The sequence below is a fragment of the Amycolatopsis sp. N2S4-7 genome (assembly GCF_058119595.1).
The window spans coordinates 9,492,979-9,506,948 of record NZ_CP172299.1 but is presented as its reverse complement, the minus strand read 5'-3'; the positions used below and the strand labels follow the sequence as shown (position 1 = coordinate 9,506,948).

Below are 13,970 nucleotides of genomic sequence, written 5' to 3'. Positions count from 1 at the left end.
CTCAGGCGGTCCGGTAGCGCGTCGCGAGTTCCGGGCTCTGGCCCCCGAACGCCGCCAGGTCGGCCCGGAAGACCGCCTCCAGGAGACTCGCGTCTTCGACGCCGGGAGCGCAGACGACCTCCCCGAGCTCCAACCCGCGCAGCGAGGCGGTCACGACGTCGGCCGCGCTCATCCGGGGGATCGCGCTCAGGTCCATGCCCTGCCGCTCGTGGAACTCCGTGGCGACGACGCCGGGGCACACGACCTGGACCCGGACGCCGGTGCCTTCGAGCTCGGCGCTGAGCGTCTGGGACAGGGCGACCAGGTGCGCGAGGCTCCCGGCGTAGACGGCGCGGCGGGGCATCACCGAATGCGGCGCCGGACCGCTGAACGCGATCATGCCGGCGACGTTGACGATGGCGCCCCGGCCGCGCTCCTGCATGCCCCCGACGGCGGCGCGGGCGAGCAGGGTGGGCGCGAGCACCTTGACCTTGACCAGCTCGCGGGCCTTGTCCGCGGGCAGGTCGGCCAGTGGCATGTAGTGCGCGACACCGGCGTTGTTCACCAGCAGGTCGAGCGGCTCGGCGGCGGCGATCTCCGCCACGGCGTCGATGCCTTCGTCGGTGGACAGATCCGCGGCCACGGTGTGGACCTTGACGTCGGTGCAGGCGGCGGCGAACTCGTCGAGCCGGTCCTGGCGCCGGCCGACGAGCACCAGGTCGTGGCCGTCCGCGGCCAGGCGTTCGGCGAACGCCCGGCCGATGCCGGAGGTGGCGCCGGTGACGAGTGCGAGCTTGCTCATGCGTGGTGTTCCTTCTGTTCGGATCGGGTGGGAGCGGCGGCGGAGCCGAGGAGGGCCAGCTTGTCCGCGGCGTCCGTGCCGGGATCGGGGTGGTAGACGGCGAGCACGAGGCCCGGCGCCTCGCTGACGAGGAGCTTCTCCCGGTTCAGGACCAGCTCGCCGACCAGCGGGTGGTCGAACCGCACGGTCGCGCCCCGGCGGTTCTCGACGTCGTGACGCGCCCACAGTTCACGGAACCGCGGGCTCGCCAGGGAAAGCTCCCCGACGAGTTCGATGAACCGGGGGTCGTCGATCGCGGTGCCGACGGACTGCCGGAAGCCGGCGACCAGCGCCCGCGTGGCGAGGTCCCAGTCCGGGAAGAGCGCCCGCTCGGCCGGATCGAGGAACACGTCCCGCAGGCGGTTGGCGCCCGGGACGAGCCGCGGTGAGATCGCCGCGGCGAGCGGGTTGGCCGCCAGCACGTCGAGATAACGCCCTTCGACGAACGCGGGCAGGGACAGCGCCGCCAGGAACTTGACGGTGCTCGCCGGGACGGTCTCCTTCCGGGGACGCCGCCGGCGGCGTGCGGGCCGGTCTTCGGCGAGGCCGATCAGGTACGCCGTCGTGTCGTCGTCGAGCTGCAGCACCCGGGCCAGGGACTCGAGGACCTGCCTCGACGGGTTGCGGTCCCTCCCCTGCTCCAGGCGCAGGTAGTAGTCGGCGCTGATCCCGGCCAGCATCGCGACCTCTTCCCGCCGCAGGCCCGGCACCCGCCGCGGCCCGGCGGCCGGGATGCCCGCCTGCTCGGGGGTGAGGAGTTCACGGCGGGCGCGGAGGAGGTCGCCCAGGAGGTTCGGTTCGCCGGTCACGCCGACCACGGTAATCAGCGCCCGCCGCGCGCGCCTGGTCCTGTCACCCCCAGGAACGCCGGGGACACCCGGAAGTTCAGCGCGGCGCCGGGAGGTGCGTCGCCTCGGGGAAGAGGTTGAGCGCCCGCAGCGCCGCACCCAGCTCGGCGATGTCCGCCGGGTCCGTCAGGGACCGGCCCAGTTCCTCGGTGATCCGCTTCAAGCGGTGGCGGATCGTGTTGGGGTGGCAAAACATCCGCTCCGACGTCAGTTTCGTCGAGCCCTGGCAGTCGAACCACGCGCGCAGCGTCAGCAGCAGCACGTTGCGGTCGTCGCCCGGGAGGTCCAGCACCGGCTGGAGCACGTGGTGGGCCAGCTGCACGGACGCCTCCGGCGAGCTGGCCACCAGCCCGGCGAGCGGCGACTCGGTGAACTGCACCAGGCCCGGGGTCTCCGGCGCCATGCTCGACAGCGCCACCCTCGCGAGGTGCAGCGCGCGGGCGGTGTTGCCGAGGCCGGTGAACACCGGGCTCATCCCGACCCGGCCCACGGGGTGCTCGCGGACCAGTCCCACGATCGCCTTCGACGCGCTGGGGTCGCGCAGGGACACCACGCCCACCTGCAGGTCCGGGGTCAGCCGCCACGCCGACGCGTGGTGCAGCGAGCGCAGCCGGGCCTCGATCTGCGGCAGCGGCTCCTGGCCCAGCCGCGGGGTTTCCGCCGCGACGACGACGAACGTGCCGTCGAGCGACAGGTCGAGCACGCGGGCGATGTCCCAGAGCGTGCCCTCGGTCGCCGACCCGCCGGCGAACAGCGCCTCGACCAGTGCCGAACGCCGGTTCTGGTGCGCCACCAGCACTTCCGCCGTCGTGTCGCGGTAGGACGTCGTGAGGGCTTCGGCGAGGTTGTCGATCAGGGCCCAGATCGCCGTCGTCGCGGCGACCAGCCCGGCGAGGTCCTGCTGATCGCCGCGGGCGGTCAGCTCGACGAACCGGTGCCACACCTCGGTGAGCCCGATCCGGTAGGCCCGCAGCAGCTCCGGCAGCGGCGCGCCCTGCAGCGCCCGGGCCCGGCCCGTCGCGCGGGCCTGGGCCAGGTCCGGGACGTCCGAGCCGCGGAGCGTGCGCATCACGTAGTCGAGGTTCGCGCGCACCGAGTTCCGCAGCTCGGTGTGGGAGACGAACCGGGCGTCGGAGTAGACGGGCATCTCGGCGAGGATCTGCCGCACGGTGCCGTCGATGAGCTCCGGCATCTTCCGCTCGACCTCGGCGGCCAGGGAGGCGACCCTGGGCGCGAGCCCGTCGGCCAAAAGCGCCTGGTAGTGCATGGTGCCCTCCGGTCCAGGACCTCCTCGTCGAGGCCTGAGACCGACATCTAACCCGAAGGCGACGCCCACGACCGGGTGAACTTTCTACAGGAACCGCGAATGCGGAGGTTCTTCTGTAGAACCTCCGCATCCGCGTCAGGCCATCTTGGCGGCCGCGCTCTTGATCGCCTCCCGGATCCGGAAGTAGGTGCCGCAGCGGCACACGTTCTGGATCGCGTCGATGTCCGCGTCCGTCGGGTTCTTCGTCTTCTTCAGCAGCGCGACCGCCGCCATGATCTGCCCGGGCTGGCAGTAGCCGCACTGCGCGACGTCCTGCTCCAGCCAGGCCTCCTGGACCGGGTGCAGCTCGTCGCCGTCGGCCAGCCCCTCGATCGTGGTGACCTCCTTGCCCGCGCAGTCGGAGACCGGCGTGACGCACGGGTTGAACGCCTCGCCGTCGAGGTGGCTGGTGCAGGCCTTGCAGACGTTGATGCCGCAGCCGTACTTCGGCCCGCGGACCTTGAGCTTGTCGCGCAGCGCCCACAGCATCGGCAGGTCGGCGGGCGCGTCGACGGTGACGGTCTTCCCGTTCACCACGAAGGTGTAGTTCGGCATGGAGACTCTCCTCAGCGCGGGAACGGGTCGAAGTCGACCGGGAAGGTGATCGGGAAGCTTCGGGGCTTGATCCCGGTGGCCCTGGCGTAGGCGTTGGCGATCGCGCCGACCGGCGCCGGCAGGCCGAGCTCGCCCGCGCCGCCGATGTCACTGCCGCCGGCCGGCATGACGTGCACGGTGACGTCGGTCGGCGAGTTCTTCTGCCGCGCGTAGTGGAACTGCGAGTAGCTGCCCTCGAGCGGCAGGCCCTTGTCGATGTGCAGGCCCGCGGTGAGCGTCGTCGAAATCGCGTCGGTCAGGCCGCCGAGCATCTGCGCCTGGATCCCGCGCGGGTTCACCGGCTTACCGACGTCGACCGCGATGGTCGCCTTGGTGACCCGCGGGTGCTTCGGGTCGCGCGCGTCCATCTCGACCAGGCAGGCGGTGTAGGACTTGTACTCGCCGTGCACGGCGATCCCCTGCGCGAACCCGGCGGGCATCTTCTTGCCCCACTCGCCGAGCTCGGCGACCTTGTCGAGCACCGCGCGCTGGCGTTCCTCCTTGATGAACTCGCGGCGGAACTGCACCGGGTCCTTGCCGAGCTTCTTGGCGATCTCGTCGACCATGATCTCTTCGGCGCCGCGCGTGTTCGCCGAGTAGACCGACCGCCACGCCGAGGTGTGGAACTTCAGCGGCACCTCGTTGAGCAGCTGCGTGGTGACGCCGAAGTTGTACGGCGACTTGATGGTCAGCAGGAACACCGTCTGCGCGAAGCTGAGGTTGCCGCCGACGGGCAGCTTCGCCGCGAACGCCGTGAGGATCTCGCCGAGGCCGTGGCTCCAGTCGGTTTCGACGCTGGCGACGCGGTGCTCGAACGTGAGCACCTGCCCGAGCGCGAAGGTGGCGCGGATCCGGTGGTAGCTGGCCGCGCGCCCGCGGCCGTGGCGCATGTCGTCGATCCGGCTCCACATGAGCCGGACGGGCTTCTTCATCGCCTTAGAGATGTGCGCGGCCTCGAGGGCGGCGTCGAAGAACAGCCGGCGACCGAAGGACCCGCCGCCCTGCTGGACGTGCACGGTGACCTTGTTCTCCGGCAGGCCCAGCTCCTTTGCGATGGTCTGCTTCGCCACGATCGGCGACTTCAGGCCGGCCCAGATGGTCGCGCTGTCCTCGCGGACGTCGGCGACCGCGGAGTTCGACTCCATCGGCGCGTGGCTGGCGAACGCGAAGTCGAACTCGCCGTCGACGTACTGCGTCAGCAGCGGCGGCACCGCGAACGGCAGCGCGGCCGCGCGCAGCTTCTTCTTGATGGTCTCGTTGTTCTCGCCGTCGACCGTGCCCGGGCCCCACGTGACGTCGAGGGCGTTCTTGCCGTCGAGGGCCTGCCCGAACGTCTCGGCCATGACCGCGACGCCGGTCGGCACGACCGCGATGTCGATGATCCCGGGCATGGCCCGGACCGCGGCCTCGTTGTTGACCTTCTGCACGGTGCCGTTGATGGTCGGCGGGCGCCGCACCATCACCGGGTTCGCGCCGGGGACGTCGAGGTCGAGGGTGTAGACCTGCTTGCCGGTGACCATCGCGCGGGCGTCCTTGCGCGACGTCGGCGTCCCGACCAGGGTGTGCGCCGACTCGGCCTTGGGCTGCACCGCACCGGTCGTCAGGTCGGACCGCGACGCGGGCCCGGCGAGCACGCCGTAGGAGGCGTTGCGCCCGTCGGGTGCCCACACCGCACCGTCGCGTGTGGACAGCCGCGACGCGTCGGCACCCCACTGCGCCGCGGCGGCGGCGACCATCCGGGCGCGCGCGGTCGCCGCGGTGACGCGGACCGGGTCGTAGAGCGAGCGCATCGTGTTCGAGCCGCCGGTGAGCTGGTTGAACAGCAGCTCGGTGCGGGCGTCGGAGAGCACGACGTCGACTCGGTCGAGCGGCAGGTCCAGCTCTTCGGCGACGAGCATCGCGTTCGCGGTCGTGATGCCCTGGCCGACCTCGGCGCGCGGCAGCTGCAGCCGCGCCCGGCCGTCGGAGGTGATCTCGAGGACGAGCATCCCGGCGGTCGGCGCGCACGACAGCGTCAGCACGTCGCCGAGGTCGAGGATCTCCGCGGGCTGCGGCAGCGTCGGGATGACGGCCTCGGCCCGGGCGGGGGCGACCGCGTCGGCGGTGAGCTTCGTGGCGACGGTGAGCGTGGGCGCGGCGACGAGGTAGGTGAGGAAGCGGCGGCGGCCGACCTGCCCTGGCTCGGCGGGTTCGGTGGTGGGACTGGCCATCGGGAATCCCTTGCTGGGTGGTGGCGGGTTCGCGCCACGCTAAGCAGGTGTTGTCAGCTCGTCAACGCGGGGTAGTCGCGTTCACCCATCTCTGTGACGAGATGACAGTGGAAGCCCCCGAATGTGTGTGCCGCCACAGTGCCGGACGGCCTAACGGGCTGGTTCAGCCGGCGTCGGACCCGCGTTCGCGGCGGGCTTCGAGCAAGTCCTCGCGGGCGCGGGCGACGCGCGAGCGGACGGTGCCGACCGGGCAGCCGCAGACGTCGGCGGCCTCGGCGTACGACAGGCCGAGCACCTGGGTCAGGACGAGCACCTCCCGCCGCTCCGGCTCCAGGCCGTCGAGCAGCAGGCCGAGCTCGACGAGGTCCTCGAAGCCGGCCGCGGGGCCGCGGGTGCGTTCGGCGGCGGTTTCCCAGTCGGTGTCGGCGATCTTGGGCCGCGCGCCGGCGGCCCGGAGCTGGTCGACAACCACCCGGCGCGCGATGGACAGCAGCCAGGTCCGCGACGACGAGCGTCCGGCGAAGCGGCGAAGGCTGCCGAAGGCGCGCAGGTAGGTCTCCTGCGTCAGGTCGTCGGCGGAGGCGACGTCGGTGAGGTGCGCGAGGAAGCGCCAGACGTCGGCCTGCGTCGCGCGGACCCACTCCTCGAGGGCCCGCCGGTCACCGCGGCCGGCGGCCAAGGCCAGTGCCGTGACGCGTTCGTCGTCCTCACCGCGAGTCATGCCGCGGAACCTAGCAGTGACCGGGAACCCGCGGGACCCGCCGTCCGACTAGTGGACCATGAGGTGCGAGGAATGCCGCGAAGCCTTGTCGGCCCGGCTCGACGGCGAGGCCGAGCCGGTTTCGCCCGACGGGCACCTGGAGTCCTGTGCCGCCTGCCAGGAGTGGTTCGCCGGCGCGGAAGCGCTGCGGCGGGCGATGCTGCTGCGCCCGGCCCCGCCGGTCCCGGACCTCACGGCGACGATCCTCGAGCGCACGCCGGCGCCGTCCGGGGAGGGCTGGGGGCTGCGGATCGCGCTGGCCGTCGTGGCGATCGCGCAGCTCGGCCTGGCGTTCGCGCAGCTGCTGGGTACGGCAGGCGGGCACGGCGGCATCCACCTCGACCACGAGAGCGGCGCGTGGAACCTCGCCGTCGGGATCGGCCTGCTGACCGCGGTGGCCCGGCCCAGGACGGCGGGGGGCCAGCTGCCCCTGCTGACCGGGTTCGTCGGCGTGCTGCTGGTGCTGTCGGGCGGCGACCTGGCGGCGGGCCGGGTCACCCTCGCCCGGCTGGCCACGCACCTGCTCGTGGTGCTGGGCCTGGCGTTGCTGTACGCCGTGCACCGAGGTCACCGCGACCGGGGCACCCCGCTCCCGGCGGCCACGGCGGACGACGGCGCGGCGACCTCCGGCTCCACTGTGGACGCTCCGGCCGCGGGACGGCCGCGTCCCCGCCCCTTCCGGCGCCAGGCCCACGGCCGCCACGCGGCCTGAGCCGTGCGATATAGAGCGTTATACGCGACTCAGGCGAACTTGGTCTTCGGGCGGTCCTGGCGGACGCCGTCGACGTAGACGTCGACCTTCTCGTCGAGGAAGGCGATGAGGCCGGCGGCGCGGGTGCTCTCCGGCAGGGGCGTCGGGTAGCTCCAGGCGAGGTCCTCGTGCCCGTTCACGTCGAAGTGCTCCGCGGCGCCCTTGTACGGGCAGTGCGTCACGGTGCCGATCTTCTCGAGGAGGTCCATCCGGACGTCCACGCGGGGCAGGTAGTAGCGGGTCGGCAGGCCGGTCTCGAACAGCAGGTGCGGCCGCACCGTGTCGGCGACGGTGACGCCGTCGACCTCGATCCGGACGTGCCGTGAGCTGGGCAGGATGTCGACCCGGACGCCGGGGTCGCGCGGGTGGGTGAAGATCTGTTCGTCCTCTTCGAACCAGTCGAAGGCGCCGAACTCGAACCGGACGTGGCCGCGGAGCTCCTCGATCGGCGAATCCGGGTACTCCAGCGCGGCGTCCACCGCCTCGGCTCCGCCACCCTTTATCGTCGACAGAACCGCTTCGCCGCGGCTGGGCGAGTGCGACGTCCGGCCGGAGGGGGCGAGCACGCCGCTCACGACGTCCGCGCGCGGGATGTAGTACGTGGGGTAGTAGGGAACTTCCCACACCAGAAGGGGGTGCACCGTGTCCGCGACGAGCTGTCCGCCGAGGAACACCCGTACCCGCTTCGCGCCTTGTGCCACGCGGACCCGGCCGCGTACCGGAGTGCTCATGCTCCGGTCAACGGGTCCCGGCCGGGACGTATTCCGGCGGGACCGTGGCCGGGGCGGCTAGCGTGGCAGCAAGCACGAGGACGACTGGAGGCGGGCACGGGTGGCCGGCGTAGAAACTCCCGCGGTCGGTACCCCCGCCGGGATGCGCAAGATCAACCAGCGGGCGGTGCTCGACCTGCTGCGGCGCAGCGGGCCGGCGACGCGGCCGCAGGTGGCGAAGGACACGGGGCTGTCGAAGCCGACGGTCAGCCAGGCTCTGCTGGCGCTCGAAGCGGCGGGGCTGGCGCGGCCGACCGGGCAGACGTCGACCGGCACGGGACGCTCGGCCGTGCTGTACGAGGCCGATCCGACCGCGGGGTACGTGCTGGGCGTCGACATCGGCCGCGAGCACCTGCGCGTCGCCGTGGCGGACCTCGGCGGCACGCTCGTGGCGCGCCGCGACGAGCGCAACACGGCGCGTTCCGGCGCGGCCCTGGTGACCGCGGTCGGGAAGATCGCGGCTTCCGCGGTCGCGGAGGCCGGTCTTTCCGCCGACGACATCGTCGTCCGCGTGGTCGGCTCCCCCGGTGTCGCCGACCCGGACAAGCGGTGCTTCCGGCACGCGCCGAACCTGCCGGGCTGGGGGCGGGCGGGGCTGATCGACGACCTCGAAGCCGCGCTGGGCCCGGACCTGATGGTGGAGAACGACGCGAACCTCACCGCCGTCGGCGAGTGGGAGAGCGGCGCCGCGCGCGGCGCGTCCGTGTTCGGCTGCATCACGATCGGCACCGGCGTCGGCATGGGCATGATGGTCGACGGCCGGGTGTTCCGCGGCGCGACCGGCGCGGCGGGCGAGATCGGCTACCTGCCGTACGGCCGCACGCGCGCGGCCGACGAGCCCGGCGCCCCGCCGGCGCGCGGCCACCTCGAAGAGGCGACGGCGGCCCAGTCGGTGGTCCGCGGCGCCCGCGAACTCGGCCTGGGCACGGCGAAATCGGCCCGCGAGGTGTTCCGGCTGGCCCGCGAAGGCGACGAACTCGCCCGGCGCGCGGTGGAGACGGAAGCCGACCGCCTGGCGTACACGGTGGCCTCGGTGGCGGCGGTGATCGACCCGGAGCTGATCGTCCTGGGCGGCGGTATGGGCACGGCGGCGGACCTGCTGCTGGAGCCGATCGACCGGGCGCTGCGGGCGTTCACGCCCCTGGTACCGAAGGTGGTCCAGGGCGAGCTGGGCGAGGACGCGGTGTTGACGGGGGCGATCAGCGTGGGCTTGAGAGCGGCGGAAGGCCTGGTCTTCGACCTCCGCGTCGGGGCCGCCTGAACCGATGGCGATTCCGGTTTCGCGCGGCTTCGTCACGCGGTTGCAGCAGCTCAACCCGCCCGCCGAGGACCAGATCTTCCGGTCACTGAAGCAGCTCGAAGGAGTTGATCCAAGTCAGCTGACCCAGCTCAGCGAAGTGGATCCGAGGCTTCGCGGTATGCACCTCGAGGACGGTCGGTTTCTTGTGTGCGCGGCGACGGATCAAGGTCTCATCGCCTTGGACGTGTTGCCTGAAACGGAAGCTCGAGCATGGGGCAGATGGAGACGGGTCGAGGCTGACGATCTCGATTTGTTCGAGCCACAGATGGACATATGGGTACCGATGAACGAGCGGGCCCGCCTCATCCCGGGCTTCGCCGGGGAAACCACGAGCGGCACCGACCGGCTCGGCATCACCTACGACGCGCGGGCGTTGGCCGCGCTCCTCGCGGCGAAGTCGCTCCAGCCGCCTCTCGCGGTCGGCCTCTACGGCGAGTGGGGCACCGGCAAGACGTTCTTCATGCGGACCCTCGAGGCCGAAATCTCGGCGCTCGACAGCTTGAGCTGCTGCCACAACGTGGCGCACGTCTGGTTCAACGCCTGGCACTACGCCGAAGGCAACCTCTGGGCGAGCCTGGTGCACCACATCTTCGTCTCCCTGCACCAGGAAGACTCCCCGCAGGAGAAGGCACTCACCGCGGCGCTGGACCGGATCCAGGGCATCCAGCGGACCAAGGACGAGGCGCTCGCCCAGGTCAGTTCGGCCGCCGAAGCGGTCGCCGCCGCGCGTGACGCCGTGGAACGCCTCGAGGGCGAGCGGGAAGCGGCCCTGGAGCAGACCGGCGCGGTCACCGCGAAGGACGTGTGGACGAGCATCGAGGTCGACCCCGCGCTGCGCGCCCGCCTCACCGACGCCGCCGGGCAGCTCGGGCTGACCGGCATCGGGGAGAACGCCCGCGAACTCGCCCGCACGGCCCAGGACATCCGGGACACCGTGCGGCGCGGCGGGATCCTGGCGACCGCCCGGCCGTGGTGGCGCTCGCCCCTGGTGCTCGGTCTGCTCGCCGGGGTGGTGATCTGGGTCGCGGGCATCGCCGTGACGGCCGCCGCCGGCTGGGTCCAGCCGTGGCTCGCGCCGGTGACGGCCGCGCTCGGAGCGGCCGTGACCTGGCTGACCGGTCAAGCGCGCCGGCTCCGGGAGCTGCTCGCGCCGGCCGAGCGGATCCAGGCCGAACTCGACACGCGCGTCGCCGAGGCCGAAGCCGCGTACCGCGCGAAGGTGGCCGAGGCACGCCAACGCTTCGAAGCCACCGAAGCGGACCTCGCCGCCGCCCGCGCGGCGTTGCTGGCCGCCGAGCAGCGGGAGGCCGCCGCCCAGGCGGATCTCGGCGACCTGGCCGGATCACGGCTGCTCGAGCGCTACCTGTCCGAGCGGGCGGGCAGCGACGACTACCGGCGGCACCTCGGCGTGGTCGCGCTGGCGCACCAGGACCTCAGCGACCTCGACGACTACCTCCGAGCCGCGCTGGCGGACGAAACCGCCGAGTCCCCGATCGACCGGATCGTCCTCTACATCGACGACCTCGACCGGTGCTCACCCGAGACGGTGGTCCGCGTGCTCGAAGCGGTGCACCTGCTGCTCGCGCTGCCGATGTTCGTCGTCGTGCTCGGCGTCGACCCGCACTGGCTGACCCGGTCCATCGAGGCCCGGCAGCCCGACGCCGGCGAGGGAACCGCCCGCCAGTACCTGGAAAAGATCTTCCAGCTGACCTACCGGCTCCCGCACATGAACGTGGACACGTGCGCCGACCTCCTCCAGCACACCGCCGAGGCGACCCAGCCCGAGCCGCCCGCCACCGACGTCACCACGCCACCGACCGGCTTCGGGCTCCCCGCGGAGATCCGGCGCACCTCCTTCGCCCGGAGCTTCGGGCTCGACCACACCGAGGCGCTGTCGCTGACCGACGACGAGATCCACCGGATCCGGCTGGTCGCGCCGCTGGTGGGCACGTCGCCGCGGCAGGCGAAGCGGTTCGTCAACGTCTACCGGCTCAGCAAGGCCCGCGTCCTCGGCGAACCCGGCAACCAGCTGCCGGATCAGGCGGTCAGCGGGCTGATCGTCCTGGTCGCGCTCCAGCTGGGCACCCGCTGGCCCTTGCCGGTCGCGCGCCCCGACGACGCCCGGACGCTCGAGGACTGGCTCGCCGAGCACCTGGCCCCCGAGGAACTGAAGGAGCTCGTCAGCACGGCGAACGAGCTGACCTCCCTGCCCTTGACGACGGTCGTCCGGTACCTGCCGCAGGTCGAGCGGTTCACGTGGCAGGCCGCGTAGGGGCCTAAGCCGCGCGCCAGGACTCGCCGCCGGTGGACAGGCGCCACGGGGTCAGGCGCAGCACCGTGATCTTCGGGTCGCGGAAGTCCTCGCCGCCGAGGATCTTCGGGTCGTAGCCCAGGGGTTCCGGGGTCGAGGCAAACCGGTCCCAGAGGTGCTTGCGGCTCTCTTCGTCGTCGGCGAATTCGGCGCGGCACTCCGCCACCGCCACTTCGTGCTGCGGGTCCCAGTACGAGCACGACACGTACGGCGACGCCGTCAGGTGCGCCACCTTCAGCGGCGTCGGCCGCGTGAACAGCCGGCCCGTCAGGCCGCCGGGCGTCCGCTCCCAGATCGGGTGGACGATCCGCGACCGCGGGCGGCCCCGCCGGTCGACGGTCACCAACGTGCACCAGACGATCCGGTGCGCCACGCGGACGAACGCTCCGGCCAGCTCGGCCGGCACTCTGCTAGATTCCACAACCATGGTTGTGCATCCTAGGCCGGACGACCTCGACTTGTCACTCACCGCCCTCTTCGCGGGGTGGGCGATGACCGACGAGGTGCAGCGCCGGCTGGCCGGGCGCGGGTACGGCGACCTGCGGTTCAACGACGGCGTCGTGATCCAGCACGTCCTCGCCGCGCCCCTGTCGATCACCGCGCTGGCCGAGCGGATGGACGTCACGCAACAGGCGGCGTCGAAGGCGGTCGCCGATCTCGAACGCCGCGGGCTCGTGCGGCGCGAGCCCGATCCGGCCGACGCGCGCACGAAACTGCTGCACCTCACCGAGCACGCCCGCAGCGCCGTCGACGCGACCCGCGCGCTGCGCGCGGAACTTCAGGACGAACTGGTCGCGGAGTACGGCGCCGAGCGGATCGCCGACGCGCGAGCCCTGCTGGCGGCGGTCATCGGCCGCTTCGGCGGCGGCGAGGCGATCCGCGCGCGGCGGGTCCGCCCGCCGCGGTGATTACCCCGCGCGTAATCGACTCACGCGGCACCGGGAAGCAGGATCGGCGGCATGAGCGAAACCGCGAAGAACCGCATGATCGTCGTCGACTGCCTGGAAAACCTGTTCGTGCACAAGGACTTCGACGCTGCGAAGGCCGCGCTGCACCCCGGCTTCGTCACGCACAGCCCGGGTCTGCCCTCCGGCCGCGACGCGTTCACCGACGCCGTGCAGAACTCCCCGCTGGCCGGCGCGACCGCCGAGATCAAGCGGGTTGTCGCGGAGGACGACCTCGTGGTGGTCCACCTGCACCTGCGGCGGCCGGAAGGCGAGCTCGCCGTCGTCGACATCCTGCGCGTCGAAGACGGCCTGCTCGTCGAGCACTGGGACGTCAAGCAGCCGGTCTAGCGGGTGATGACGCAGGTCCCCGACGCCGTCGCCAGCAGCTTGCCCCCGGCGTCGCGGATCTCCCCCTCCGCGAACGCGATCCGCGAGCCCTCCTTCACCACGCGGCCCGTCGCCCGGATCTCGCCGCGGCCCGCGTGGATCGCCCGCAGGTAGCTCACCTTCAGCTCCACGGACGCGTAGCCGACGCCGGCCGGGAGCGTCGTGTGCACCGCGCAGCCGACCACCGAGTCCAGCATCGTCGCCGCCACGCCGCCGTGGACCATGCCGATCGGGTTGTACAGCGACTCGTCGGGCTCGAGGACCGCGACGACCTCGCCCGGCCTGATGCTCTCCCAGCGCATCCCGAAGTGCGCCGCGATGGGTGCGCCCGGGACGCGCCCTTCGGCGATCGCGGTCATGTACTCGAGACCGGACATCGTGGCGCCGAGCCGGGCGGTGGGCAGCGGGTCCTCCCAGGTGATGGTCTTCGAGCGGGTCTGCGCCCCGGCCGCCACGTCGGTCATCTCGGCTCCTCGGATTATGACAGCTGTCTTAACGCCCAGCGTCGCCCGCGGGGCCGGACGGCGTCAAGCGGGCGTGACCCAGGCCACCGGTGGTCCGGTCGCGGCCCGGGTGGAATCATCCGGGGGTGAGCATCGAGCCCGGCCGCAAGCTGATCGACCCGGAACGGGTGGCCGCGGCGATCGACGGGCTGGGCGATCGCGCCGTGATCGACGAGTGGGCCCGGCGCTTTTCCGTCGTCGCCGACCCGTCCCGGCTGGCGCTGCTGGTCTCGATCCACTACGGCCGCGAGATCAGCGTCACCGACCTCGCCGCGGCCACCGGCATGACGGACACCGCGGTGTCCCAGGCCCTGCGGCTGCTGCGGGCCCACGGCCTGGTCACCGCCCGGCGCACCGGCCGGGTCGTCCGCTACCGGCTGGCGGACGCGACCGTGCACGAACTCATCCATCGGGTGCGCCCGCACCCCGAACAGCCCGCGCCCGGCGCCGCGGACCGGTAGCG

At 72.4% G+C, this 13,970-nt stretch carries 15 protein-coding genes; 6 read left to right on the top strand and 9 right to left on the bottom strand.

The annotated features are described in order from the left end of the window. Nucleotide 1: 1 nt before the first annotated feature. From ACH54P_RS44820 to sigC, 6 genes are all read right to left on the bottom strand, one after another. Nucleotides 2-781, bottom strand: a complete 780-nt coding sequence (locus tag ACH54P_RS44820) for an SDR family NAD(P)-dependent oxidoreductase (protein WP_489909372.1) — start codon at nt 779-781, stop codon at nt 2-4. After that, on the bottom strand, nt 778-1,629 hold the full coding sequence (locus ACH54P_RS44815) for a helix-turn-helix domain-containing protein (protein ID WP_489909371.1): 852 nt from the start codon (nt 1,627-1,629) through the stop codon (nt 778-780). The genes ACH54P_RS44820 and ACH54P_RS44815 overlap by 4 nt, the downstream gene beginning before the upstream one ends. Nucleotides 1,630-1,705: 76 nt before the next feature. Next, entirely contained in the window at nt 1,706-2,935 is a 1,230-nt protein-coding gene (locus ACH54P_RS44810) for a PucR family transcriptional regulator (protein WP_489909370.1), read from the bottom strand. A 135-nt stretch (nt 2,936-3,070) separates the two neighbouring features. Continuing rightward, nucleotides 3,071-3,529, bottom strand: coding sequence for a (2Fe-2S)-binding protein (locus ACH54P_RS44805; protein WP_086863103.1), 459 nt, complete (start codon nt 3,527-3,529; stop codon nt 3,071-3,073). Nucleotides 3,530-3,540: 11 nt separating this feature from the next. After that, a complete protein-coding gene (locus ACH54P_RS44800; RefSeq protein WP_489909369.1) occupies nt 3,541-5,778 on the bottom strand; it encodes a xanthine dehydrogenase family protein molybdopterin-binding subunit in 2,238 nt (745 codons plus the stop codon). Nucleotides 5,779-5,941: 163 nt separating this feature from the next. After that, complete coding sequence (gene sigC, locus ACH54P_RS44795) at nt 5,942-6,499, bottom strand: RNA polymerase sigma factor SigC (RefSeq protein WP_489909367.1); 558 nt, start codon at nt 6,497-6,499, stop codon at nt 5,942-5,944. A 58-nt stretch (nt 6,500-6,557) separates the two neighbouring features. On the opposite strand from sigC, the gene ACH54P_RS44790 reads away from it, so the two are divergent. Continuing rightward, nucleotides 6,558-7,250, top strand: a complete 693-nt coding sequence (locus tag ACH54P_RS44790) for a zf-HC2 domain-containing protein (RefSeq protein ID WP_489909366.1) — start codon at nt 6,558-6,560, stop codon at nt 7,248-7,250. 29 nt (nt 7,251-7,279) lie between these two features. Here ACH54P_RS44790 and ACH54P_RS44785 read toward each other — a convergent pair whose 3' ends face one another. Then, complete coding sequence (locus ACH54P_RS44785) at nt 7,280-8,020, bottom strand: DUF427 domain-containing protein (RefSeq protein WP_489909365.1); 741 nt, start codon at nt 8,018-8,020, stop codon at nt 7,280-7,282. 100 nt (nt 8,021-8,120) lie between these two features. On the opposite strand from ACH54P_RS44785, the gene ACH54P_RS44780 reads away from it, so the two are divergent. Then, a complete protein-coding gene (locus tag ACH54P_RS44780) occupies nt 8,121-9,320 on the top strand; it encodes an ROK family protein (RefSeq protein ID WP_489909364.1) in 1,200 nt (399 codons plus the stop codon). 322 nt (nt 9,321-9,642) lie between these two features. Beyond that, on the top strand, nt 9,643-11,631 hold the full coding sequence (locus tag ACH54P_RS44775) for a P-loop NTPase fold protein (protein WP_489909363.1): 1,989 nt from the start codon (nt 9,643-9,645) through the stop codon (nt 11,629-11,631). Between the two features lie 4 nt (nt 11,632-11,635). Here the strand turns inward: ACH54P_RS44775 and ACH54P_RS44770 are convergent, their stop codons facing one another. Continuing rightward, a complete protein-coding gene (locus ACH54P_RS44770; RefSeq protein WP_489909362.1) occupies nt 11,636-12,097 on the bottom strand; it encodes a pyridoxamine 5'-phosphate oxidase family protein in 462 nt (153 codons plus the stop codon). On the opposite strand from ACH54P_RS44770, the gene ACH54P_RS44765 reads away from it, so the two are divergent. Both ACH54P_RS44765 and ACH54P_RS44760 read left to right on the top strand, forming a co-directional pair. Then, nucleotides 12,096-12,578, top strand: a complete 483-nt coding sequence (locus tag ACH54P_RS44765; protein ID WP_489909361.1) for a MarR family winged helix-turn-helix transcriptional regulator — start codon at nt 12,096-12,098, stop codon at nt 12,576-12,578. The two genes, ACH54P_RS44770 and ACH54P_RS44765, sit on opposite strands and share 2 nt — an antisense overlap. 51 nt (nt 12,579-12,629) lie before the next feature. After that, nucleotides 12,630-12,965: a nuclear transport factor 2 family protein gene (locus ACH54P_RS44760; protein WP_489909360.1), complete on the top strand. Its 336-nt coding sequence runs from the start codon at nt 12,630-12,632 to the stop codon at nt 12,963-12,965. Here ACH54P_RS44760 and ACH54P_RS44755 read toward each other — a convergent pair. Continuing rightward, nucleotides 12,962-13,468 (bottom strand): PaaI family thioesterase, encoded by a 507-nt coding sequence (locus tag ACH54P_RS44755; protein ID WP_489909359.1) that lies wholly within the window; start codon nt 13,466-13,468, stop codon nt 12,962-12,964. The two genes, ACH54P_RS44760 and ACH54P_RS44755, sit on opposite strands and share 4 nt — an antisense overlap. 131 nt (nt 13,469-13,599) lie before the next feature. Between ACH54P_RS44755 and ACH54P_RS44750 the strand changes: the two genes are divergently transcribed. Next, a complete protein-coding gene (locus ACH54P_RS44750; RefSeq protein ID WP_489916999.1) occupies nt 13,600-13,968 on the top strand; it encodes an ArsR/SmtB family transcription factor in 369 nt (122 codons plus the stop codon). The last annotated feature ends 2 nt before the right edge of the window (nt 13,969-13,970 follow it).